Genomic DNA, 21,216 nt, shown 5'->3' with positions numbered 1-21,216 from the left:
CGGGAGGGGTTGTCCATGCGTGTGCGTGCCGTCGCTGTAGCCATTGCCCTTTGCCTGTCCAGCACCGTGCTGGCCGCCGATACCCCGCCGATGACCCCGGATATCAGCGGCAAGCCGTTCGTTGCCCCGGATGTCGGTCGCGACTACGACAAGCGCGTGGTGATGGTGCCGATGCGTGATGGCACCAAGCTGTACACGGTGATCGTGGTGCCCAAGGGCGCCCACAATGCGCCGATTCTGCTGACCCGGACCCCCTATGATGCTGCCGGTCGCGCCAGCCGCAGTGATTCGCCGCGCATGCGCGACCTGTTGCCGCAGGGTGACGAGGTGTTTGTCGACGGCGGCTACATCCGCGTGTTCCAGGATATCCGCGGCAAGTATGGCTCCGAGGGCGATTACGTGATGACCCGGCCGCTGCGCGGGCCGTTGAACAACACCAAAGTCGACCATTCCACCGATGCCTGGGACACCATCGACTGGTTGGTGAAGAACGTGCCGGAGAGCAATGGCAAGGTCGGCATGCTCGGCTCGTCGTACGAGGGCTTCACCGTGGTGATGGCGCTGACCGACCCGCACCCGGCACTGAAAGTGGCCGCACCACAGAGCCCGATGGTCGATGGCTGGATGGGTGACGACTGGCTCAACTACGGTGCGTTCCGCCAGGTCAACTTCAACTACTTCGCCATGCAGACCGAGAAGCGCGGCAAGGGTACGCCGCTGCCCAGCCTCGGCTACGACGACTACAGCACCTTCCTGCGCATCGGCTCGGCAGGCGACTACGCGCGTTTCACCGGCGTGGACCAGTTGACCTGGTGGAAGAAGCTGGTCGAGCATCCGGCCTATGACGGCTTCTGGCAGGGCCAGGCGCTGGACGCGGTGATGGCAAAGACACCGCTGAAGGTGCCGACCATGTGGCTGCAGGGCCTGTGGGACCAGGAGGACATGTGGGGTGCCAACCACGCCTATCAGGCGATGGAAGGACGCGATAGCGGCAACAACCGCAATTACCTGGTGATGGGGCCGTGGCGACACAGCCAGGTGAACTACAGCGGCAGCGAACTGGGTGCGCTGAAGTTCGACGGCGATACCGCACTGCAGTTCCGCCGCGACGTGCTCAAGCCCTTCTTTGACCAGTACCTGGTGGATGGCGCGCCGAAGGCCGATACGCCACCGGTGCTGATCTACAACACCGGCGAAAACCACTGGGACCGCTTGAAGGGCTGGCCGCGCAGCTGCGACAAGGGGTGTGCCGCCAGCAGCAAGCCGCTGTACCTGCGCGCCGGGGGCAAGCTGGCGTTCCAGGCACCGGCGGCGGGCGAGGGTGATTTCGAGGAATACGTGTCCGACCCGGCCAAGCCGGTGCCGTTCGTGCCGCGCCCGGTGCGCTTCGGTGACCGCGACATGTGGACCACCTGGCTGGTCAAGGACCAGCGCTTTGTCGATGGTCGCCCGGACGTGCTGACCTTCATCACCGAACCGCTGACCGCGCCGCTGCGCATCGGCGGCGCGCCGGTGGTGCATCTGCAGGCGTCGACCAGTGGCACCGACAGCGACTGGGTGGTGAAGCTGATCGACGTGTATCCGGACCAGGAAGCGTCGACGCCGGAAATGGGGGGCTACGAGCTGCCGGTGTCGCTGGCGATCTTCCGTGGCCGCTACCGCGAGAGCTTCAGCGATCCGAAGCCGCTGGCCGCCAACCAGGTGCTGCCGTATCGCTTCGATCTGCCCAACGCCAACCATACGTTCCAGAAGGGCCACCGGGTGATGGTGCAGGTGCAGTCCAGCCTGTTCCCGCTGTACGACCGCAATCCGCAGACCTACGTGCCGAACATCTACCTGGCCAAGCCGGGCGATTACCAGAAGGCCACGCAGCGGGTCTGGCATAGCGCGGCGCAGGCCAGCTACATCGATCTGCCGGTGTATTGAGGCCCGCAGGGTGACGCCGGGCCGTGCCTGGTAGCACGTGGTAGTGCCGGCCGCTGGCCGGCACCCGCAATGGCGCAGGAGCGTGTCGACCAAGGTCCACACCTGCCAGGGCCCGGGCCTTCAGCCCACCTTCGAGGGGCCCGTACGCCAGCGGCTGGGGACCAGGCCGAAGCGCTTGCGGAACGCGGCGGCGAAGTTGCTGGGGTGGCGGTAGCCGCTGGCGGCGGCAGCCTGCTCGACGGTCCATCCGTTTTCGCGCAGGCCCTGTTCGGCATGGCGCATGCGCTGCTCATGCAGGTAGTCGAACACCGAGCTTCCATATTGCTGGGCAAAATGGCGGCGCAAGGAGCTGGGGCTCATGCAGGCCAGCTGGGCCAGTTCGATCAGGCTGTGGGCATGGCTGGGGTCGTCATGCAGGTAGCTGCGCACTCGCTCCAGCCGCTCGCGCTGGCCGGCGCGCAGCGTGCGTACATGCTCGGTCTGCATATCCTCGGCCTGCAGGCCGACGGCCAACACCTGAAGGGCCACGCCTTCGCGCCACAGCGCATCGATGTCGTCCTGCCAGGGGCTGTCGAACAATTGGGCGAGCGTCGGCAGCAAGGCATGCGGAATGGCCCAGTGGCGGCACTGCAGAGGGGAATGAAGGACCCGTTGCAGTGCCGGCAGGCGCAGCATGTCCACGTCCAGATCGGCCGGTACGCTCAAGCTGACCCCGCGCAGGTGGCTGCCACCGGGATGCAGCCCGGCCATCGACACAGGTTCATGGTGGCTGGTGGTCATGCCTGTGCCGGCGCGCAGGGTGAACCCCTTGCGACGAGGAAACTGGACATCCACTTCGCCCTGAAGCATCAGGCGGATGGTCAGGCCGGCACCGTGCACAGCGGTGGCCGTGTAGGTGAACCGGTTGTGCACGTCCGAGGCGATCAGGCCCAAGCCACCGCGCAGTGACTGTTCGTGGACGTCGCCACGCCCTGCCCATTGGTCGTCGCGCAGTTCACTCCCTTCGATCCGGTAGTCGTAGCCATGGCGTTCGCCGAACTGGCGGTAATCAGCAAAAGTGAAATATCGGGACATCGCTCTGCGCAAACACAGGTTGAATTGAATGTGTCGAAGAAACTGGAAGCGTTTCCCATTGTCGCCGCGATTCGCGCGCTTTTGACTTCGATAAGGTCAAAACGATTTGCGATTACGGCCAAAGTGAAAAAGCAGAAGAACATACGCCGGGGTTTTGCACGCATATCCGTACGCAATTCCATACATAAACTGCAGTTGAGGTTTCATGGCTGGAACGATCTGGAGATGCGATGTCAGCCCGGCCATCACGGGCGCGCGCGTAAGGTAGGTAGGTTGGCTGTTGCAGGCCACTTCGATACCCCCGCATTTGGAGAACGCAGATGATTGACTACCAGCTCACCGGCAAGACCGCGATCGTGACCGGAGGCGTGTCGGGCATCGGCCTGGCCGTGGCCCAGACGCTGGCCGCATCCGGTGCCCGTATCTCGGTCTGGGACCTGAAGCAGGATGCAGTGGATGCCACCGTGGCGCAGTTGCGCAGCACCGGCACACAGGCCATCGGCATCGCGCTGGACGTCACCGACGAGGCGGCGGTGGAGGCAGCGGTGCAGCGCACGATCAAGGAACTCGACGGCCTGCACGTGGCGGTCAACAACGCCGGCATCAGCGGGCCGGCCGCCGCCAGCGGTGACTATCCTATCGATGGCTGGCAGCGCGTGATCGATGTCAACCTCACCAGCGTGTTCCTGTGCCAGCGTGCGCAGATCCAGGCCATGCGCGCGGCCGGCACGGGCGGCAGCATCATCAACATGGCCTCGATCCTGGGCCAGGTGGGCTATGCCGGTTCCACTGCGTACGTGGCGGCCAAGCACGGCGTGGTCGGGCTGACCCAGACCGCAGCGTGGGAACATGCGGCTGACGGCATCCGTGTCAACGCGGTGGGTCCGGGCTTCATCAGCACGCCACTGCTGGAGAAGATGGACCCGAAGGTGCGCGCCACGCTGGAAGGGCGGCACGCGTTGAAGCGGCTGGGTACGCCGGAGGAAGTGGCCGCATTGGTAGCCTGGCTGGCCAGCGACGATGCCTCGTTCGCGACCGGCACGTACTACGCCATCGATGGTGGCTACCTCGCGCAGTGAGCGAATGCGGCCCGCAGATCCACGCCATGCGTGGATGAAAGCGGGCGGTGAAGAAGGCGTGCCATGGCCTTCACCGCCGTCCCACAATCGCCGCGCGACGCTGCGGGAAAATTCCGGAGCTTGCCCATGGAACTCACCCAGGATGTCTCGATCCTGCTGCGCGTAGCCGCAGCGATGCTGTTCGGCGGTGTGCTCGGTGTCGAGCGGGAAATGGGCAAGCACGCCGCCGGCCTGCGTACGCACATGCTCATTGCCGGAGCGGCGGCATTGATCGTCGGTCTCGGCGACTCGGTGGCCGAGCATTTCCAGCAGGAGCGTTACCGCGACCTGCTGCAGGTTGATCCGGTGCGCCTGATCGAAGCGGTGGTGGCCTGCGTCGGCTTCGTGGCCGCTGGCACCATTCTGCGCGGCTCACGCGAGGACCAGGTCAGCGGCTTGACCACGGCCAGTTCGCTGATCATGGCGGCGGCGATCGGGATTGCGGTGGGGATCAGCAAGTACGTGATCGCGATCGGGGTCAGCGTGCTGTGCGTGCTGGTGCTGGCGGTGATGCGGCGGTTGGAGAAACGGATCTCGTAGGGAAGGTCGAGTGGCCGGCCAGCGGCCGGCACCACCATGAAGGCTCCAATGGTCAGACCAATAAAGGGCTAGCCCTATGGTCTAATAGGCTCTTCGTCGGAGTAGCGGTTAAATCCGCTGCTAGTGGTCTGATCGCAATCATTAATGGTAATACCAATGATCGACGGCCACGGCGACCCACCGCCTGCGGTGGGCTCCTTCCGTTTCCAGTCGAGAGTCTTCATGCAGCCCTGGCAACACCTGTACGACCCCGCCGGCAACCTGTGGTTGTCGAGCCTGATCGCGCTGCTGCCGATCGCGTTCTTCTTCGTTGCCCTGGCCGTGCTGCGCATGAAGGGCTGGCTGGCCGGCACGATCACCGTGGCCATCGCACTCGGCGTGGCCCTGTTGTTCTACCGCATGCCGTTGCCCCAGGCGCTGGGCGCCGCCGGCTTCGGTTTCGTCTACGGCCTGTGGCCCATCGCGTGGATCATCATCGGTGCGGTGTTCCTCTACAAAGTTTCGGTCAAGACCGGGCAATTCGACATCATCCGCGCCTCGATCCTGTCCGTGACTGAAGACCAGCGCCTGCAGATGCTGATGGTCGGCTTCGCCTTTGGCGCCTTCCTGGAAGGTGCGGCCGGTTTCGGTGCGCCAGTGGCGATCACCGCGGCGCTGCTGGTCGGGCTGGGCTTCAAGCCGCTGTATGCCGCCGGCCTGTGCCTGATCGTCAACACCGCGCCGGTAGCGTTCGGCGCGATGGGCATTCCGATCATCGTGGCCGGGCAGGTCACCGGCCTGGATGCATTCGAGATCGGCCAGATGGCCGGTCGCCAGCTGCCGTTCCTGACCATCATCGTGCTGTTCTGGATCATGGCGATCATGGATGGCTGGCGCGGCATCAAGGAAACCTGGCCGGCGGTGCTGGTGGCCGGTGGCTCGTTCGCCATCGCGCAGTACCTGACCTCCAACTTCATCGGCCCGGAGCTGCCGGACATCACCGCCTCGCTGGCGTCGCTGGTGTGCCTGACCCTGTTCCTGCGCCGCTGGAAGCCGGTACGGATCTTCCGTTTCGACACCGAAACCAGCGCCGAGGCGGCCGCACAGGCGCTGGAGGCACCGCTCCACAGCGTCGGCCAGATCGCCAGGGCATGGTCGCCGTTCCTGATCCTCACCGCGATGGTCACGCTGTGGAGCATCAAGCCGTTCAAGTCGCTGTTCGCGGCGGGCGGTCCGCTGGAAGGCTGGGTGCTGAAGATCCCGGTGCCAGGCCTGGACCAGCTGGTGCAGAAGATGCCACCGATCGTGGCTGCGCCGCTGAGCTATGAAGCCATCTACAAGTTCGACTGGTTCTCGGCCACCGGTACCTCGATCATCCTGGCCGCGTTGATCGCCATCATCGCGCTGCGCATGCCGGTCCGTTCGGCGCTGCAGACCTTCGGCGAGACCGTGCGTGAGCTGCGCATGCCGATCTACTCGATTGGCATGGTGCTGGCGTTCGCCTTCATCGCCAACTACTCGGGACTGTCTGCCACGTTGGCCCTGGCGCTGGCGCATACCGGCGACGCGTTCCCGTTCTTCTCACCGTTCCTGGGCTGGCTGGGCGTGTTCCTGACCGGTTCGGACACCTCGTCCAATGCCTTGTTCTCGGCACTGCAGGCCACCACCGCACAGCAGATCGGCGTGTCCGACGTGCTGCTGGTAGCGGCCAACACCACCGGCGGTGTCACCGGCAAGATGATCTCGCCGCAGTCGATCGCCATTGCCTGCGCGGCGGTCGGCCTGGCCGGCAAGGAGTCGGATCTGTTCCGCTTCACGGTCAAGCACAGCCTGATCTTCACCACGATGGTCGGCCTGATCACCCTGGCCCAGGCTTACTGGCTGACCTGGATGATTCCCTGAGCCATGCGCGGCTGGCCGACCACCCGCTGCGCGCTTCGGGCCACAATGGCGCCATGAGCACGCAACGTATTTCGGACAAGGTGGCCGCGCAGCTGCGCGGCCTGGTGCAGGAACAACGGCTGCAGCCGGGTGACCGGCTGCCGGCCGAGCGCACCCTGGCGGTGCAGCTGGGGGTCTCGCGCACGGCCTTGCGCGAGGCCATCGCGCAGCTGGCCAGCCAGGGTCTGTTGACCGCACGGGTCGGTGGCGGCACCTACGTGGCCGAGCCTGCGGCACGCGCGCGGCAGGCGCTGGATGAACCGCTGGCGCCGTACCTGCCGCTGTTCCAGGGCGACCCGGAATACCGCTTCGACGTGCTGGAGATCCGCCACGCGCTGGAAGGTGCCACCGCCTGGCATGCGGCGCTGCGTGCCACCGACGAGGACCGCGCGCGCATCGCACAAGCCTTCCAGACCATGATGGACGCGCACGGCAAGGACGACCCCACCGGCGAAGCCGAGGCCGACGCGGCCTTCCACCTGTCCATCGCCGAGGCCTCGCACAATCTGGTGCTGCTGCAGGTGATGCGCGGGCTGTTCGAACTGCTGCAGACCAACATCTCGCAGAGCCGCGAAAAGCTCTACACCTCGGCGAGGACCTTCTCGCCGCTGTCCGACCAGCACCGCGAGATGATGGATGCGGTGCTGGCCGGCGACCCCGAACGCGCGCGCGCCGCCGCGCATGCCCACCTCGAGTTCGTGCACACCACACTGCGCACCCTCGATGACAACGAAGCCCGGCGTGCGCGGGCCTCGCGCCTGCCTTCCCCCCACGGTTGACCCCATGATCATCTCCGCCTCCACCGATTACCGTGCTGCTGCCGAACGCCGGCTGCCGCCGTTCCTGTTCCACTACATCGATGGCGGCGCGTATGCCGAGCACACGCTGAAGCGCAACGTTTCCGACCTGTCCGACATCGCGCTGCGCCAGCGCATCCTGCGCAACATGTCCGACCTGAGCCTGGAAACCGAGCTGTTCGGCGAAAAACTGGCGATGCCGGTGGCGCTGGCGCCGGTCGGCCTGACCGGCATGTATGCGCGGCGCGGCGAGGTACAGGCGGCGCGCGCGGCCGACAGCCGCGGCATCCCGTTCACCCTCTCCACGGTGTCGGTGTGCCCGATCGAGGAAGTGGTACCGGCCATCCAGCGGCCGATGTGGTTCCAGCTGTACGTGCTGCGCGACCGTGGCTTCATGCGCAATGCGCTGGAGCGTGCACAGGCTGCCGGCGTGACCACGCTGGTATTCACCGTGGACATGCCGGTGCCGGGCGCGCGCTACCGCGATGCACACTCGGGCATGAGCGGCCCGAATGCCTCGCTGCGCCGCATCGGCCAGGCCATCACCCATCCGCACTGGGCGTGGGACGTGGGCCTGTTCGGCCGCCCGCATGACCTGGGCAACATCTCCACCTACCGCGGCAACCCTACCGGGCTGGAGGATTACATCGGTTGGCTGGGCAGCAACTTCGATCCCTCCATTTCGTGGAAGGACCTGGAGTGGATCCGCGAATTCTGGAAGGGCCCGATGGTGATCAAGGGCATCCTCGACCCGGATGACGCACGTGATGCGGTGAAGTTCGGTGCCGATGGCATCGTGGTCTCCAATCACGGTGGCCGCCAGCTGGACGGCGTGCTGTCCACCGCGCGTGCGTTGCCGGCCATCGCCGATGCGGTGCAGGGCGATCTGAAGATCCTCGCCGATTCCGGCATCCGCACTGGCCTGGACGTGGTGCGCATGCTGGCGCTGGGGGCCGATACCGTGCTGCTGGGACGCGCCTTCATCTATGCGCTGGCCGCGCAGGGCGAGGCCGGCGTGGCCAACCTGCTGGACCTGATCGCCAAGGAAATGCGCGTGGCGATGACCCTGACCGGTGCGCGCCGCATCGCCGACATCGGCCGCGATTCGCTGGTCAGCCTGCCATGAGCGGCCACGACGCCGTGCTGGCACAGTTGCGCGATGCGGTCGGCAATCGCCATGTACTGACCGGCGACAAGGCCACGCGGCGCTTCCGTCGCGGCTATCGCTTCGGCGATGGCCCAGTGCTGGCGGTGGTGCGCCCGGGGACGCTGCTGGAACTGTGGCGCGTGCTGCAGGCAGCGGTGCAGGGCGGCGCCGCGATCATCCTGCAGGCGGCCAATACCGGGCTGACCGGTGGCTCGACCCCGGATGGCGATGACTATGGCCGGCCGATCGTGCTGGTCAGCACGCTGCGCCTGACCGGCATCCAGTTGTTGAACGAAGGCCGGCAGGTGCTGTGCCTGCCTGGCGCGACGCTGGACCGCCTGGAGCAGACGCTGGCCCCGCTGGATCGCGAACCGCATTCGGTGATCGGCTCGTCCTGCATCGGCGCCTCGGTGCTGGGCGGCATCTGCAACAACTCCGGTGGCGCGCTGGTGCGACGTGGCCCGGCCTACACCGAGCTGGCGCTGTATGCGCAGGTCGATGCGCAGGGCCAGTTGCAGCTGGTCAACCATCTGGGCATCGCGCTGGGTGACACGCCCGAGCAGATCCTGCAGCGCCTGCAGGCCGGTGACTACACGGCCGCCGACGTGGGCGATGGCGACGGCCGTGCGGCTTCCGATCCACGCTATGCCGAGGAAGTACGCAAGGTCGATGCCGATACCCCCGCACGTTTCAACGCCGATCCCAGCCGCCACTTCGAGGCGGCCGGGTCCGCGGGCAAGCTGGCGGTGTTCGCGGTGCGCCTGGACACCTTCGAAAAGGAGGCCGCCGAAGTCTTCTACATCGGCAGCAACCGCACCGACAGCCTCACCGCGATCCGCCGCCAGCTGCTGACCGGCTTCGAGCGCCTGCCGATCGCGGGCGAGTACATTCACCGCGATGCCTATGACATCGGCGAGCGCTACGGCAAGGACAGCTTCCTGCTGATTGATCGCCTCGGTACCTCTCGTGTGCCCGCGGCGTTCGCATTGAAGAGCCGCATCGATGGCTGGTTCGAACGGCTGGGCCTGCGCGGGGTGACCGACCGGGTGATGCAGATGCTGACCGGCCTGCTGCCCTCGCACCTGCCCAAGCGCATGGGTGAGTTCCGCCAGCGCTATGAGCATCACCTGCTGCTGAAGGTGTCCGCGCAGGACGCAGCGCAAACCGAAGCCTGGCTGCGCGATTTCTTCGCTGGCCACGAAGGCGGCTATTTCCACTGCACGGCCGAGGAGGGGCGCAAGGCGTTCCTGCATCGTTTCGCCGTAGCCGGTGCCGCGGTGCGCTACCGCGAAGTGCATCGTGAGCAGGTGCAGGACATCGTCGCGCTGGACATCGCGCTGCGACGTGACGACGCCGACTGGTTCGAGCAGCTACCGGCGGATATCGACGGCCGCCTGTTGCACAAGCTGTATTACGGGCACTTCCTGTGCCACGTGTTCCATCAGGACTACATCGCGCGCAAGGGCGAAGACCCGATGGCGATCGAGCATGCGATGTGGGCGCTGCTGGACCAGCGTGGCGCCGAGTATCCGGCCGAGCACAACGTCGGCCACCTGTACCCGGCCAAGCCGGCGCTGGCCGGGTTCTACAAGCAGCTGGACCCGAGCAATACGTTCAACCCGGGCATCGGCCAGACCTCGAAGGCGAAGGGGTGGGGCAGCTGCGATTGCAGTGGGCATTGAGGACGGAAAGGGCAGTCGAGCATGGCTCGACGCTACAAGGGCGATGCCGGGCAGGCCCGCCGCCGTCCGGGTAGCGGTTACCATCGGAATCCCAGCCACAGGAGCCGCCCATGCCTTCCATTCCCGTCCGCGCCGCCCTGTGCGCTGCATTGCTGGCGACCCCGCTGCTGGTGCTGGCGCAGTCTTCTATCCTGCCGCAGCAGCGCGATGCCGCTGGCAATGTGATGGAACCGCTGGGGCAGGTGCTGATCGCGAGTGAGACTGGACCATCGGGGCTTTACGACTGCACGCGGGACGGCAACTGGTGCGTGCGCGTGCAGCCGGTCGCCGAGGAGGGTGACCGGCCGAGCGTGCTGGAAGTGCTTGAGAAGGTGCAGGGCCAGGGCAAGCCACACACCTACCACGTCAGCATCGACGTGCCGCAGGAAGCCGACCTGTCACTGTGGCCGTGGATCGTGCGCCTGGCGTCGGGCGTGGGCAGCGACGAAACAGTGACCGACCCGCAGCAGCGCGCCCGCCAGAATGTGCTGGTAGGCGGCATCGTCAAGTTCAGCACCATGTACTCCGGTGGAGGTGCCGACGCGTCCACGCTGCAGTTGGCACGCGTGCGCCACCTGCAGGACGACATCCAGGTGGACGACGACGTGCTGACCGTGCCATGGCTGGGCAATGCGATGATCCGCGCCTGTTTCAGCGAGCAGGACATGAAGCAGCGCGCAGGCGCCTGCCACGACGAATACGGGTTCTCGGCCAAGCTCGGGCTGGATCCGGTGGCCGAGGGCATGCCGATGCTGCGCTACCAGACCGTGGCGACCCGGTTCCCGGCGGGTGTTTCGCGCTTCGAGGATTCGCTGACCAAGGGCCCGCTGAAGAAGAAGGACCTGCGCACCGAGCAGGACCCGGCGTGCAGCTACACGCGGCTGTTCCGCTTCAGTGATGGGGTGTTCAACCCCGACCAGGCGCTGCCGGACTGCGCGGGGTATACCGAACCCTGACATGTAGCGTCGAGCCATGCTCGACTGGAGTTTTCTGTAGAGCCGAGCCTGCGCTCGGCTGTCACGGAAGCGCAGCCGAGCGTGGGCTCGGCTCTACAGCGCCTACTCGCAGCGGGTAGCGGTGATGATGTTGTCCTTGTCCACGTACACGCGCAGGCGATCCTGGCGGATGTCCTTGGTGGTGATGGTGCTGGGGCCGATCGGGTTGACCAGCCCGGCGCCGCTCTCGCGGGACAGGCGGCGGATGTTGGGTTCGTTGGCCGGCTGGCCGATCGCCCAGCCCAGCTGGCTGGCATCGCAGTGGCCGGTACCCTTGACCTGCGGGCCAGGGGTGCTGACGCAGGCCGACAGCAGCAGGGCCGACGCAGGCAGTAGCAGGGACAGACGGAAGGCGGACATGCGAGCGCTCCTGCGCAGGGAAGATGGGCGGAACGATAGCACCCGTCGCGCGAAAGGCGTCAGCACTCCGGTCATTGCCGGCACAGCGTGGTCATTGCATAGTGGCAGGGATGGCTGGCAGCGCGCCAGCGGGCAGGCCGGGCCATTCCGGTGCAGGTGTTGGATACGCTATGACGGCAGGCAGTTTGCGCGACAAGCGCAGGGCGAGAAGGGTACTGGCAGTGTCGGTGCTGGGCGTGGCGTTTGCCGCCTCTGCCATCGAGCCGGCGCCGGACGCCGTTGCGGAAGCGCCGGTGTTCGGTGCCTGGCGCAACCTGCAGACCGAGGCAGGCTATGCACCCGCTCAGCGCAACCTGGCGTTCGCGATGCTGCCGCAGGCCGCCACTCGTGGCGATCGATTCGCCATTGTCGATCGTGAGGGCAAGCGCGCGGTGTGCTGCCTGCAGGTGGCCAGCCCGTCGCTGGGCGTGGCCGCACTGCGCGAGCAATACCACCTGCCACAGGCCTGGGTGACCGACCTCAGCAATGGCCGCAGCCCGGCACGCCCCTACCTGCCGCACGTCTATGCGATGCAGCGCGTGGATGAGCTGGCTGACTATGGTTTCACCGATGTGCCGGGGGCCTACAGCGACCTGGGGGGGCTGCTGATTCCCGAAGGTGCCGCGCTGGAGGCCGATGGCAGCGCCGTGCGCCTGGGTGATGACCGTTATCCCCTGCATTTCCAGCGCCAGCCGCACGCCGAAGATGATGGCGCACTGGACCGCTACACCCTGCAGGCGGGCGAGGGCGTGGCTCCGATCGTGGTTGAAGTGCCGTTCGGCACCTACTGATTGCAGCACCGCGCTGGCTAGAATGCAGTGCGGCGCCGCCTGCCGTGCCTGTTCCGTGAGTCGCCGCCGTGTCCCTGCGCTCGTTGCTGCTGTCGCCCCTGCTGCTGTTGTCCGCCTGTGCGAGCGCGCCGCCTCTGCAGCCCGTCCATTCCGATGCGCTGTGGCGCCTGATCGAGCGTGACTGCCAGGCAGCTGACGGCCCGCGCGGCAGCTGCCTGCGGGTGGAGACGGCAGCCGGCCGCCGTGACGTGCTGGTCAAGGATGCACACGGTGACTACCAGTTCCTGCTGATGCCGCTGGACAAGGTAAGTGGCATCGAGAACCGCGGTCTTTACCAGCGTGGGGCGCCGAACTACTTCGCTGCGGCCTGGCAGGCGCGCAGCCACACCGAACAAGCCTTGCGGCAACCGCTGCCGCGCAACGTCGCGAGCCTGGCATTGAACTCGCCGCACGGCCGTTCGCAGCACCAGCTGCATATCCACGTGGATTGCCTGCGTGGCGACGTGTTGCAGGCGTTGGACGTGCATGCCGCTGCCCTGGGCAGCCAGTGGTCACCGTTGCCGGTGCCGCTGCGCGGTCATCAGTACCAGGCCCGCCTGTTGCCGGGCGCGGAACTGACCGCCAATCCGCTCAATCTGCTGGCCTATGACCTCGCCGGCGTGGACGACGTGGGCCAGTGGAGCCTGGTGGTGGCGGGACGGGATCCGGTGCAGGGTGGCCCGGGTTTCATCCTGCTGGCCACCCGTGTGGACCCCGGCACCGGCAACGAGGCCAGCGCTGAAGAGCTGCAGGACCACGCCTGCGCAGTGCTGACCGGCGCAGGTGCATCGCTGGAGCGGGTCCGCTAACTCTCGGGGTGCTGGCGGCTGCGCCAGACCGGCGCGGTCAGTGCCAGCAGCTGGCGATCCTGCCAACCGTCCAGATCCAGGTGGTGGTCGCGCAGCAGCCCTTCCTGTTCGAAGCCGAAGGCGTGCAGTGCAGTGGCGAACGGGCTGCTGCAGTCCGGTGGCAGCATCACGAACAGGCGGTGCACGCCCACATCCTCGAAAAGGAACGGGCACAGCGCCCGCAGCGCTGCATCCGCGTGCGGGTGCCAATGCTGCAGCGACAGCAGCTCGGCGCAGCGCGTATGCAAGCACTGCAGGCGGACATGCAACTGGTCCAGCACGGTGCCGTGCTCGTCATCGAATACCCCCAGCATCAGCTGATCGTTGTCCTGCTCCAGCCGCGAGCGGTGCATGTGGGCCAGGAAGCGGGCTTCCTCGTCGATACCCGCCGGATGGCGTCGGCCGCGCCGGCGGCGATCATCGAACAGGCGCCAGCGCGGCAGGTCGGTACGCTGGAACGGGCGCAGGGTGACCGGTGCGGCCTGCAGCTGCAGCAGGTGACGGCGCAGCACCGGTCGCAACGGGGGGAGAAGCGAGGTGGGATACGGGATCATCATCCCCGGCACGATGGCCGTGCCCGCCTCCCTGCACCATTCAAAACATTGCAAAAATGCGGTGAGCGGAGCCGGGGGTCTGATTCGGTTCAGGCATAAGCCCATCAGGGCTGGTCATTTCCGTTGAAACCACCCATTCAGGACACTTTCGTTACGGGATCGTTATGTGCCGCACAGGCCACGGCTCCCCCGTACCACCCGCCCACTCCCCCAGGAAGCCCATGTCCGCCTCCCACAAGGCGTTGCGCCCGCGTCCGCTGGTGCTCGCGCTGTCGTCCCTGATGCTGGTCTCGCTGCCGGCCTTCGCGCAGGAAAGCGCACCCACCACATTGCAGGAAGTGAAGGTCACCGGCTCGCGCATTCCCCGTGCCAGTGTCGAGGGGCCCTCGCCGGTGACGGTGATCAGCCGCGAGCAGATCGATGCGCAGGGCTACCGCAATGCCTTCGACGCGCTGAGCGCGCTGACCGAGAACACCGGCAACGTGCAGGGCGAGGACTTCGGCAATACGTTCACACCGGCCGCCAACACCATCAACCTGCGTGGATTGGGTCCGAACCGCACGCTGGTGCTGGTCAACGGCCGCCGCCAGGCCGACTACCCGCTGGCCTACGAGGGCTCGGTGAACGTGGTCAACCTCGCCAACATTCCCAGCGCCCTGATCGAGCGCATCGAGGTGCTCGCCGCGGGTGCGTCGGCGGTGTATGGCTCCGATGCCATCGCCGGCGTGGTCAACATCATCCTCAAGGACCGCTTTGAAGGCGTGGACGTGAACGTGCGCGCCGGCGGCACCCAGCAGGGCGGGGGTGACAACCAGCGGGCGCAGGTGGTCGGTGGCAGTTCCGGCGAGCGTTGGGATGCGCTGTTCGGCTTCGAGTTCGACGTGCGCAAGGCGATTCACGCGCGCCAACGCGACTTCATGGATTCACTGGACGATGATCCGGCCGGCAAGGCGCCGCAGGCGACCGCGATCGCCTATCGCCGCAATGCTGCCACCGGCCGCAACATCGATCCGGGCGTGAGCGGCTGCGACGCAGCGTCGGGCATTTATGGCGGCAGCGTGTTCCGTGCCAACAACCCGCGCCAGGGCTGGTACTGCGGCAGCAACGAGGCCGCCGCCAGCTACTGGACCGTGCAGACCCAGAAGCGCAACCTCAATGGCTATGGCCTGTTGACCTTCCACGTCAACGACACCACCGACCTGTTCGCCGATGTCGCCGTGGGCAGCGCGCGCATCTACAACAACACGCGTGCGCCGACCTGGACGTCGTCACGCAACTACTTCTACAACCAGAACAGCGGGAACCTGGAGAGCTGGTACCGCCGCTTCGCGCCGGAGGAAATCGGTGGCCTGCCGCGCAATGCCAATCGGTTCCTGGAGAACTCGTGGTCGTTCAACCTGGGCGCGCGCGGCCAGATCGGCGACAGCGGCTGGGACTACGAGGCGGTCTACAGCCGTTCGCGCTACGAGAACCGCACCCGTCGCCCGGTGCTGCTGGCCGGCATCAACGAGTACCTGCTGGGCCCGAAGCTGGGCGTGCGCAATGGCGTGGAGGTCTATGCGCCGGACCCGGTGCGCCTGTTCAAGCCTTTGACTCCGAACGAGTACGAGGGCCTGTCCGACTATCAGGAAAGTCGCAACGCGGCGTGGCTGCAGACCTTCAGCGCCAGCATCAATGGCCGCCTGTTCGCACTGCCGGGCGGCGATGCTGCGCTGGCGGCGGTGGTCGAGGCCGGCAGCCAGGGCTACCGCAACCGCCCGGACCCGCGCCTGGGCACCGGCGAGTTCTGGAACACCAGCGCCGGTATCGGCGCCGGCGGTGATCGTGATCGCTATGCGGCCGGCGTTGAACTGCAGTTGCCGTTGCTGCAATCGCTGACCACCACGCTGGCCGGCCGCTACGACCAGTACCGCGCAGGCGGCGAGCACATCGGCAAGGCGACCTGGAGCTTCGGCGTCGAGTTCCGCCCGATCGAGAGCCTGTTGATCCGCGGCTCTGCTGCGACCAGCTTCCGTGCACCGGACATGAACTACGTGTTTGCCACCGAGACCCGCGGCTACAACCCGGGCATGACCGATTACTGGCGCTGCCGTACTGCAGGCCAGTCGTACGACAACTGCGACTACAACGGCCTGTCGATCGACTACAGCAACCGTGCCAACGCACAGCTGCAGCCGGAAACCGCCAAATCCTATGGGTTCGGCGTGGTCTGGTCGCCGCTGTCCGGGCTGGACTTCAGTGCTGACTACTACGACATCCGCATCGACAATGAGGTCACCAGCCTCGACACCAGCCGTATTCTTCGTGATGAAGCCGATTGCCGCTTGGGACGCACGTTGGGTGGCGAAGCGCGCGATATCGGTTCACCGCTGTGCCAGGACGCGCTGTCGCGGGTGATCCGCAACCCGTCCAATGCCACGGTGCAGCCGGACCAGGTAACCCGCGTGCTGATCAATCCGATCAACGCGGCCTCCGAGTCGGTGCGCGGCCTGGACCTGAAGGGCAACTGGCGCTTCGACGCCGGCCGCTATGGCCGCTTCACCACGCGCCTGGCCTATACCGTGGTGCTGGAGCATAAATACCGGCAGTTCTCCGATGATCCGGAGCGTGACATCCGCAATTCACTGGATGACTACCAGTGGCGCAGCAAGGCCAATGGCAGCATCACCTGGAACCAGGGCGACTGGACCACCACGCTGTACGGCAATCGTTTCGGTTCACTGCCGAAGACCGATGGCAGTGGCCGCATCGCGCCGTACATGACCTACAACGCCAGCGTGTTCCGCCAGTTCGGCGAGAACCTGTCGGTGGGCGTGATCGTCAACAACCTGCGTGACAGCCGCCCGCCGGCGGACAGGAACGGGGGCGGCTGGCCGTTCTACCCGGTCGGCAACTACGACCCGTATGGCCGCCAGTACTGGCTGCAGCTGGACTACCGGTTCCGCTGATCGGGCGGGCAGACAGAAGGCCCGGCAATGCCGGGCCTTCTGCTGTCTAGACACCGCGGTGATGGCGCGCGCCGGTCGGCTAGGGCAGCGCCTGTTGCAGGTACGACTCGATGACGTAGCTGAAGGGCTGCTGCTGGCGATCGCGTAGCAGCGCGCGCACTTCCAGGACCACGCCGTCGTCGCCTTCGCCACGCGGTGGCCAGAACGTCTGGTCAGCCAGGGTCTGGCGCTGGAAACCGAGCGGGCCGACCACGCGGCCAAAGGGTTCGTCGGTGCTGTCCAGCACCTGGTTCATGGCCGGGCTGAGATGGTCCGGCAGGTACCAGTTGTCGGCCTCGGACAGCACGCGGCTGCCACAGACCAGCTGTACCCGGCGGTAGCGCAGCGCGGTGCCAGGCTGCGTCGCACCCAGCGCCTGCAGCACATCGGCAGGGGCAGGCTTGTCCTGGCCATGCACACGCACCGCGCGCACCCGCGCCTGTTCGGCCAGGCCGTGTTCGGCGCACCAGTGTTCCAGGGTGGCGGTGGCGCTCTGCCCGGACAGCACACGCTGGTGCAACCGCTCGACGAGGGCAGCCGATGCGATGCGCTGTTGGCCCGGCGGCGCCTGCAGCGGCGCGGTGGCGGCCGTATCGGCGGCGGACAGGCTGGCCATCGGGGCAGCAGCGAGCAGGGACGCGGCCTGCCAGCGGCGGAGGCGATCGTGGCGGTCGGACGGGCCCATGCGGCATCACAGCGGAAACAGGTGCCTATGGTACCCGTTCAGGCGTGTGCACGGCGTGGCTGCGAGCTCCGTCGCAACCGCGTTCATCGGATTGGTGAATATGTGGCATCCAGATATTTCGTTGGCCGATGGCAGCGCGGGCGCGCAGGATGGCGTCATGACTTGGCTTTCCGGGAGTTTCCGATGACGCTTCAGTTCGTCCATGGCGGTGTAGACCGCTACGGCGCGCCACTGCATTTCCATATCCGTGACGGCCGCATCAGTGGCCTCAATGGCGAGGCCTCGCCGGCCGACGGGGCGGAATGCGTCGACCTGCAGGGCTTCGCGGTCCTGCCCGGGCTGGTCGACGGCCACATCCATCTGGACAAGAGTTTTGTCGGCGACCGCTGGCACCCGCATCAACCGGTGAACAGCCTGCGTGAGCGGTTGGCGGTAGAGAAGGCCGCGGTAGCGGGTGCCGCGCCGATGGTGGACCGTGCCGAGGCATTGATCCGCCAGTGCAGCCGCTTCGGCACGGTGGCCATGCGCTGCCACGTCGACATCGACGGCAGCACGGGCCTGCGTCATCTCGAAGCGGTGCGCGAGGCGGCGCTGCGCTGCGCCGACATCATGCGGATCCAGCTGGTGGCGTTCCCGCAGGCCGGGGTGATGTCCTGTCCGGGTACCGCCGCCGTGCTTGAGCAGGCCCTTGCAGCGGGCGTGGAGGTGCTGGGAGGCATCGACCCGACCACGCTGGATGGCGATGCTGAGGGCCAGCTGGCACTGCTGTTCGGCCTGGCCGAGCGCTATGGCGTGCGCCTCGACATCCACCTGCACGACCCCGGCGAAACCGGACTGGCCCAGTTGCTGCGCATTGCCGCGCGGACCCGGGCCGCTGGCCTGCAGGGGCGGGTGGCGGTCAGTCATGCCTACTCGCTGGGCGACGTGCCGCTGGCGCGCGCGTTGCAGGTGGGCGAGGCGCTGGCCACGGCGGGTGTGGCGATCATGAGCAACGCGCCGGGTGATCATCCATTTCCGCCTTTGCGCGCACTGCATGATGCGGGCGTGCGCGTGTTCGCCGGCAACGACAACATCCGCGACTGCTGGTGGCCTTACGGCAACGGCGATCTGCTGCAGCGGGCGATGCTGCTGGGCTACCGCTCGGGCTTCTACACCGATGCCGACCTGATGCTGGCGCTGGACATGGTCACGACCCATGCGGCGCAGGTGATCGGGCTGCCGCAATACGGTCTCGTGGAAGGGCATCCGGCCACTTTCGTGGCCGTGCGGGCCGATCATGGCCCGGCTGCCGTGGCCGGGGTGCCGGTGCAGCGCCGGGTAGTGGTGGATGGCCGTTGGCTGTAGACCACGCCGCGCCAGCTCCGTGTAGTGCCGAGCCATGCCCGGCGGCTTTCAGGCGTAATCGTCTGCGCGGGTGGCGACGAACTCTTCCAGCCACGCCAGCAGATGGGCGATGTCGATGACCTCGCCCTGCTCCACGCGCTTGAGCAGCAGGGTGCCGGCGCCGATCTGCAAGTTGCTGTCGGCATGGCGCAGCACCGCGTCGATGCCCCAGGCATCGGTGACCTGCATCCAGGCCAGGCCCGGCACGCGTTGCGCCAGAGTGTCACCGAACGCCACGCCCAGGGCTTCCCAGCCGCCGCAGTCGTCACGATCGATCAGTTCGGCATCGACCACGCGCTGCAATGTGCTGGCGGCCAGCGGCCATTGCACCGGCAACGTCGGGAAGCTGGCGGCCACGCGCGCGGCGATCAGTGCACGCTGGTGCTGCAGGTGCGTCTGCAGCGCCGCAGGCAGGGGATCGAAGCGGGTCGGGGTTTCGTCGGACATGGCGAGGCGCCGTGGAGCACGGAATCAAGGGGCACTGTACGAGGCCATGATGCCTGCCGTGCGGCAAGATTGATCAGATATCGATGATCAATGCGCGTAAGGCATCCACGCGTGGCGTGGACCTACCGTGGTCAATCCGGTTCGCGCTGTACCTGCCGCCACAGCTCGCTGGCCAGTGCCCGCACCGCATCATCGGCATCGGCACGATGCAGCAGGCCGATTTCGTAGTTGTCGATCACCGGCAGCCCACGCTCGCCATCGATGATGCGGTGCTCGCGCGTGACCGCGCGGCGCGGCAGCAGGCTGATGCCGATGCCATCAGCCACCGCGCCCTGGATGCCACTCAGCGACGAACTGGTGAAGGCAATGCGCCAGCGCAGGCCCAGCGCTTCCACGGCGTGGATCATCTCGTCGCGGTACAGCCCTCGCGGCGGGAAGGTGACCAGCGGCAGCGGGTCCTGCTGCAGGCAGCTGCTGCGCAGGCTGTCGATCCAGTGCATCGGCTCGCGGCGGCAGTGCACCGCCTGGCGGCTGTTGCGGCGCTGCTTGACCAGCACCAGGTCCAGCTCGCCGTGGTCGAAACCCTGTGCCAGGGCGCGGCTCAGGCCGCTGCTGATCTCCAGCTTCACCTGCGGGTGGCGGCGGCTGAAGGCGGCCAGCATGCGAGTGGTCTGCGGGTTGACGAAGTCTTCGGGTACGCCGATGCGGACCGCGGTTTCCACCGTCGCGCCGGCCAGCGCCTGTGCCATTTCCTCGTTCAGGTCGAGCATGCGCCGCGCATAGCCGAGCAGGGTGTGGCCGGCGTCGGTGGGGTGTACATCGCGGTGGCCGCGCTCGAGCAGGCGATGCCCGGCCAGTTCCTCCAGCCGCCGTACCTTCTGGCTGACCGTGGACTGCGTCGAATGCAGGCGCGTGGCCGCCGTGGTGAAGCTGCCGCAGTCGGCCACCATCACCAGCGCCCGCAGCAGGTCCAGTTCGAACAGGGTTCTATTCGATTTGGCACTGTCTTGCATTTGAACATTTCACTTCTGGATACCCAGGCCGACTTCTACCATGCGGGGCAGGGGCCGGCAATGCGCGGCCCCTGCGACCATCGCCCCGCGGCGATGGAGAAAAGGAGACACCGTGATGCGCTTCCATTGCCCTGCTGGCTGGCCTGCACCGTTCACGCGCGTGCTGTTGTTGTGTCTGCTGGCCATGGTCACCCCTGCCTGCACTGCCAGCTCCAGAGCTGACGCAGACGCGCGCCTGCGTGATGCCGCCAGCCGCGGCGATGCCGAGGCGGTGCGCGGCGCACTGGCCGATGGTGCTGATCTTGAGGCGCGCGATGGCCAGGGCCGCACGGCGCTGCTGCTGGCCACGCAGGGCAACAACGTGGATGCCGCGCGCGAACTGATCGAGGCCGGGGCGGACGTCAATGCCAAGGATGCGCTGCAGGACAGTGCCTACCTGTATGCCGGCGCGCGCGGCCTGGATGAGATCCTGGCGATGACCCTGGCGCACGGCGCCGATCTGCGCAGCACCAACCGCTATGGGGGCACTGCGTTGATTCCGGCCGCCGAGCGCGGCCACGTCACCACCGTGCGCATGCTGCTGCGTGCAGGTGTGGCGGTGGACCACGTCAACCGCCTGCACTGGACCGCGCTGCTGGAAGCGATCCTGCTTGGCGACGGTGGTGAACGCCATGTGCAGATCGTGCAGCTGTTGCTGGAGGCCGGTGCCGACCCGGAGCTGGCCGACGGCGATGGCGTAACGCCACTGGCGCACGCGCGCCAGCGTGGCTATGCCGGCATTGAAACCCTGCTGCGCCAGCACGGCGCGGCGCGCTGAACCGCTACTCCTTCC

19 protein-coding genes are annotated in these 21,216 nt (G+C 66.8%); 13 read left to right on the top strand and 6 right to left on the bottom strand.

The window, feature by feature from the left end:
- Positions 1 to 15 precede the first annotated feature (15 nt).
- Positions 16 to 1,926 (top strand): CocE/NonD family hydrolase, encoded by a 1,911-nt coding sequence (locus AC5P8U_RS16545; RefSeq protein WP_088496135.1) that lies wholly within the window; start codon positions 16 to 18, stop codon positions 1,924 to 1,926.
- Positions 1,927 to 2,046: 120 nt separating this feature from the next.
- Here the strand turns inward: AC5P8U_RS16545 and AC5P8U_RS16540 are convergent, their stop codons facing one another.
- Positions 2,047 to 3,000, bottom strand: a complete 954-nt coding sequence (locus tag AC5P8U_RS16540; RefSeq protein ID WP_072167468.1) for a helix-turn-helix transcriptional regulator — start codon at positions 2,998 to 3,000, stop codon at positions 2,047 to 2,049.
- A gap of 320 nt (positions 3,001 to 3,320) precedes the next feature.
- On the opposite strand from AC5P8U_RS16540, the gene AC5P8U_RS16535 reads away from it, so the two are divergent.
- From AC5P8U_RS16535 to AC5P8U_RS16505, 7 genes are all read left to right on the top strand, one after another.
- Positions 3,321 to 4,079, top strand: a complete 759-nt coding sequence (locus AC5P8U_RS16535) for an SDR family NAD(P)-dependent oxidoreductase (protein WP_447897286.1) — start codon at positions 3,321 to 3,323, stop codon at positions 4,077 to 4,079.
- Positions 4,080 to 4,205: 126 nt separating this feature from the next.
- On the top strand, positions 4,206 to 4,658 hold the full coding sequence (locus AC5P8U_RS16530) for an MgtC/SapB family protein (protein ID WP_005413774.1): 453 nt from the start codon (positions 4,206 to 4,208) through the stop codon (positions 4,656 to 4,658).
- A gap of 222 nt (positions 4,659 to 4,880) precedes the next feature.
- Positions 4,881 to 6,539 carry an L-lactate permease gene (gene lldP, locus AC5P8U_RS16525; RefSeq protein WP_227837776.1) on the top strand — a complete coding sequence of 553 codons (1,659 nt, stop codon included), beginning with the start codon at positions 4,881 to 4,883 and terminating at the stop codon, positions 6,537 to 6,539.
- Between the two features lie 53 nt (positions 6,540 to 6,592).
- The gene (gene lldR, locus AC5P8U_RS16520; RefSeq protein ID WP_012511377.1) at positions 6,593 to 7,357 is read left to right on the top strand and encodes a transcriptional regulator LldR; all 765 of its coding nucleotides are present in this window, start codon (positions 6,593 to 6,595) and stop codon (positions 7,355 to 7,357) included.
- Positions 7,358 to 7,361: 4 nt separating this feature from the next.
- On the top strand, positions 7,362 to 8,501 hold the full coding sequence (lldD, locus tag AC5P8U_RS16515; protein WP_088497346.1) for an FMN-dependent L-lactate dehydrogenase LldD: 1,140 nt from the start codon (positions 7,362 to 7,364) through the stop codon (positions 8,499 to 8,501).
- A complete protein-coding gene (gene dld / locus AC5P8U_RS16510; protein ID WP_447897285.1) occupies positions 8,498 to 10,204 on the top strand; it encodes a D-lactate dehydrogenase in 1,707 nt (568 codons plus the stop codon). The genes lldD and dld overlap by 4 nt, the downstream gene beginning before the upstream one ends.
- Before the next feature lie 110 nt (positions 10,205 to 10,314).
- Entirely contained in the window at positions 10,315 to 11,199 is an 885-nt protein-coding gene (locus AC5P8U_RS16505) for a hypothetical protein (RefSeq protein ID WP_447897284.1), read from the top strand.
- Positions 11,200 to 11,301: 102 nt separating this feature from the next.
- Here the strand turns inward: AC5P8U_RS16505 and AC5P8U_RS16500 are convergent, their stop codons facing one another.
- Positions 11,302 to 11,598, bottom strand: coding sequence for an I78 family peptidase inhibitor (locus tag AC5P8U_RS16500; protein WP_069138284.1), 297 nt, complete (start codon positions 11,596 to 11,598; stop codon positions 11,302 to 11,304).
- A 170-nt stretch (positions 11,599 to 11,768) separates the two neighbouring features.
- On the opposite strand from AC5P8U_RS16500, the gene AC5P8U_RS16495 reads away from it, so the two are divergent.
- Both AC5P8U_RS16495 and AC5P8U_RS16490 read left to right on the top strand, forming a co-directional pair.
- Positions 11,769 to 12,428, top strand: a complete 660-nt coding sequence (locus tag AC5P8U_RS16495) for a decarboxylase (protein WP_227837778.1) — start codon at positions 11,769 to 11,771, stop codon at positions 12,426 to 12,428.
- A 68-nt stretch (positions 12,429 to 12,496) separates the two neighbouring features.
- Positions 12,497 to 13,276 (top strand): CDP-diacylglycerol diphosphatase, encoded by a 780-nt coding sequence (locus AC5P8U_RS16490; protein WP_134971857.1) that lies wholly within the window; start codon positions 12,497 to 12,499, stop codon positions 13,274 to 13,276.
- Here AC5P8U_RS16490 and AC5P8U_RS16485 read toward each other — a convergent pair.
- Positions 13,273 to 13,872, bottom strand: coding sequence for a GNAT family N-acetyltransferase (locus tag AC5P8U_RS16485; RefSeq protein ID WP_072167476.1), 600 nt, complete (start codon positions 13,870 to 13,872; stop codon positions 13,273 to 13,275). The two genes, AC5P8U_RS16490 and AC5P8U_RS16485, sit on opposite strands and share 4 nt — an antisense overlap.
- Positions 13,873 to 14,090: 218 nt before the next feature.
- Here AC5P8U_RS16485 and AC5P8U_RS16480 point away from each other — a divergent pair, with 218 nt between their 5' ends.
- A complete protein-coding gene (locus AC5P8U_RS16480) occupies positions 14,091 to 16,817 on the top strand; it encodes a TonB-dependent receptor plug domain-containing protein (RefSeq protein WP_072167477.1) in 2,727 nt (908 codons plus the stop codon).
- A 79-nt stretch (positions 16,818 to 16,896) separates the two neighbouring features.
- Here the strand turns inward: AC5P8U_RS16480 and AC5P8U_RS16475 are convergent, their stop codons facing one another.
- Complete coding sequence (locus tag AC5P8U_RS16475; protein WP_072167478.1) at positions 16,897 to 17,541, bottom strand: hypothetical protein; 645 nt, start codon at positions 17,539 to 17,541, stop codon at positions 16,897 to 16,899.
- A 183-nt stretch (positions 17,542 to 17,724) separates the two neighbouring features.
- On the opposite strand from AC5P8U_RS16475, the gene AC5P8U_RS16470 reads away from it, so the two are divergent.
- On the top strand, positions 17,725 to 18,885 hold the full coding sequence (locus AC5P8U_RS16470) for an amidohydrolase family protein (RefSeq protein ID WP_227837780.1): 1,161 nt from the start codon (positions 17,725 to 17,727) through the stop codon (positions 18,883 to 18,885).
- Between the two features lie 48 nt (positions 18,886 to 18,933).
- Here the strand turns inward: AC5P8U_RS16470 and AC5P8U_RS16465 are convergent, their stop codons facing one another.
- Positions 18,934 to 19,371: a DUF3806 domain-containing protein gene (locus tag AC5P8U_RS16465; protein ID WP_088497338.1), complete on the bottom strand. Its 438-nt coding sequence runs from the start codon at positions 19,369 to 19,371 to the stop codon at positions 18,934 to 18,936.
- A gap of 131 nt (positions 19,372 to 19,502) precedes the next feature.
- Positions 19,503 to 20,384, bottom strand: coding sequence for a LysR substrate-binding domain-containing protein (locus tag AC5P8U_RS16460; protein WP_072167481.1), 882 nt, complete (start codon positions 20,382 to 20,384; stop codon positions 19,503 to 19,505).
- 115 nt (positions 20,385 to 20,499) lie between these two features.
- Here AC5P8U_RS16460 and AC5P8U_RS16455 point away from each other — a divergent pair, with 115 nt between their 5' ends.
- Positions 20,500 to 21,201 carry an ankyrin repeat domain-containing protein gene (locus tag AC5P8U_RS16455; protein ID WP_088497337.1) on the top strand — a complete coding sequence of 234 codons (702 nt, stop codon included), beginning with the start codon at positions 20,500 to 20,502 and terminating at the stop codon, positions 21,199 to 21,201.
- Positions 21,202 to 21,216 lie beyond the last annotated feature (15 nt).

Source organism: Stenotrophomonas sp. YJH_SMC_81 (genome assembly GCF_059370875.1).
Note: the sequence above shows the minus strand (reverse complement) of the source record. Positions and strands in the feature narration are given on the sequence as shown.

Bases quoted from the DNA above. Each gene is read 5' to 3' on its own strand.
- AC5P8U_RS16545 (WP_088496135.1), top strand. From the start codon at position 16: ATGCGTGTGCGTGCCGTCGCTGTAGCCATTGCCCTTTGCCTGTCCAGC.
- AC5P8U_RS16540 (WP_072167468.1), bottom strand. From the start codon at position 3,000: ATGTCCCGATATTTCACTTTTGCTGATTACCGCCAGTTCGGCGAACGC.
- AC5P8U_RS16535 (WP_447897286.1), top strand. From the start codon at position 3,321: ATGATTGACTACCAGCTCACCGGCAAGACCGCGATCGTGACCGGAGGC.
- AC5P8U_RS16530 (WP_005413774.1), top strand. From the start codon at position 4,206: ATGGAACTCACCCAGGATGTCTCGATCCTGCTGCGCGTAGCCGCAGCG.
- lldP (WP_227837776.1), top strand. From the start codon at position 4,881: ATGCAGCCCTGGCAACACCTGTACGACCCCGCCGGCAACCTGTGGTTG.
- lldR (WP_012511377.1), top strand. From the start codon at position 6,593: ATGAGCACGCAACGTATTTCGGACAAGGTGGCCGCGCAGCTGCGCGGC.
- lldD (WP_088497346.1), top strand. From the start codon at position 7,362: ATGATCATCTCCGCCTCCACCGATTACCGTGCTGCTGCCGAACGCCGG.
- dld (WP_447897285.1), top strand. From the start codon at position 8,498: ATGAGCGGCCACGACGCCGTGCTGGCACAGTTGCGCGATGCGGTCGGC.
- AC5P8U_RS16505 (WP_447897284.1), top strand. From the start codon at position 10,315: ATGCCTTCCATTCCCGTCCGCGCCGCCCTGTGCGCTGCATTGCTGGCG.
- AC5P8U_RS16500 (WP_069138284.1), bottom strand. From the start codon at position 11,598: ATGTCCGCCTTCCGTCTGTCCCTGCTACTGCCTGCGTCGGCCCTGCTG.
- AC5P8U_RS16495 (WP_227837778.1), top strand. From the start codon at position 11,769: ATGACGGCAGGCAGTTTGCGCGACAAGCGCAGGGCGAGAAGGGTACTG.
- AC5P8U_RS16485 (WP_072167476.1), bottom strand. From the start codon at position 13,872: ATGATGATCCCGTATCCCACCTCGCTTCTCCCCCCGTTGCGACCGGTG.
- AC5P8U_RS16480 (WP_072167477.1), top strand. From the start codon at position 14,091: ATGTCCGCCTCCCACAAGGCGTTGCGCCCGCGTCCGCTGGTGCTCGCG.
- AC5P8U_RS16475 (WP_072167478.1), bottom strand. From the start codon at position 17,541: ATGGGCCCGTCCGACCGCCACGATCGCCTCCGCCGCTGGCAGGCCGCG.
- AC5P8U_RS16470 (WP_227837780.1), top strand. From the start codon at position 17,725: ATGACGCTTCAGTTCGTCCATGGCGGTGTAGACCGCTACGGCGCGCCA.
- AC5P8U_RS16465 (WP_088497338.1), bottom strand. From the start codon at position 19,371: ATGTCCGACGAAACCCCGACCCGCTTCGATCCCCTGCCTGCGGCGCTG.
- AC5P8U_RS16460 (WP_072167481.1), bottom strand. From the start codon at position 20,384: ATGCAAGACAGTGCCAAATCGAATAGAACCCTGTTCGAACTGGACCTG.
- AC5P8U_RS16455 (WP_088497337.1), top strand. From the start codon at position 20,500: ATGCGCTTCCATTGCCCTGCTGGCTGGCCTGCACCGTTCACGCGCGTG.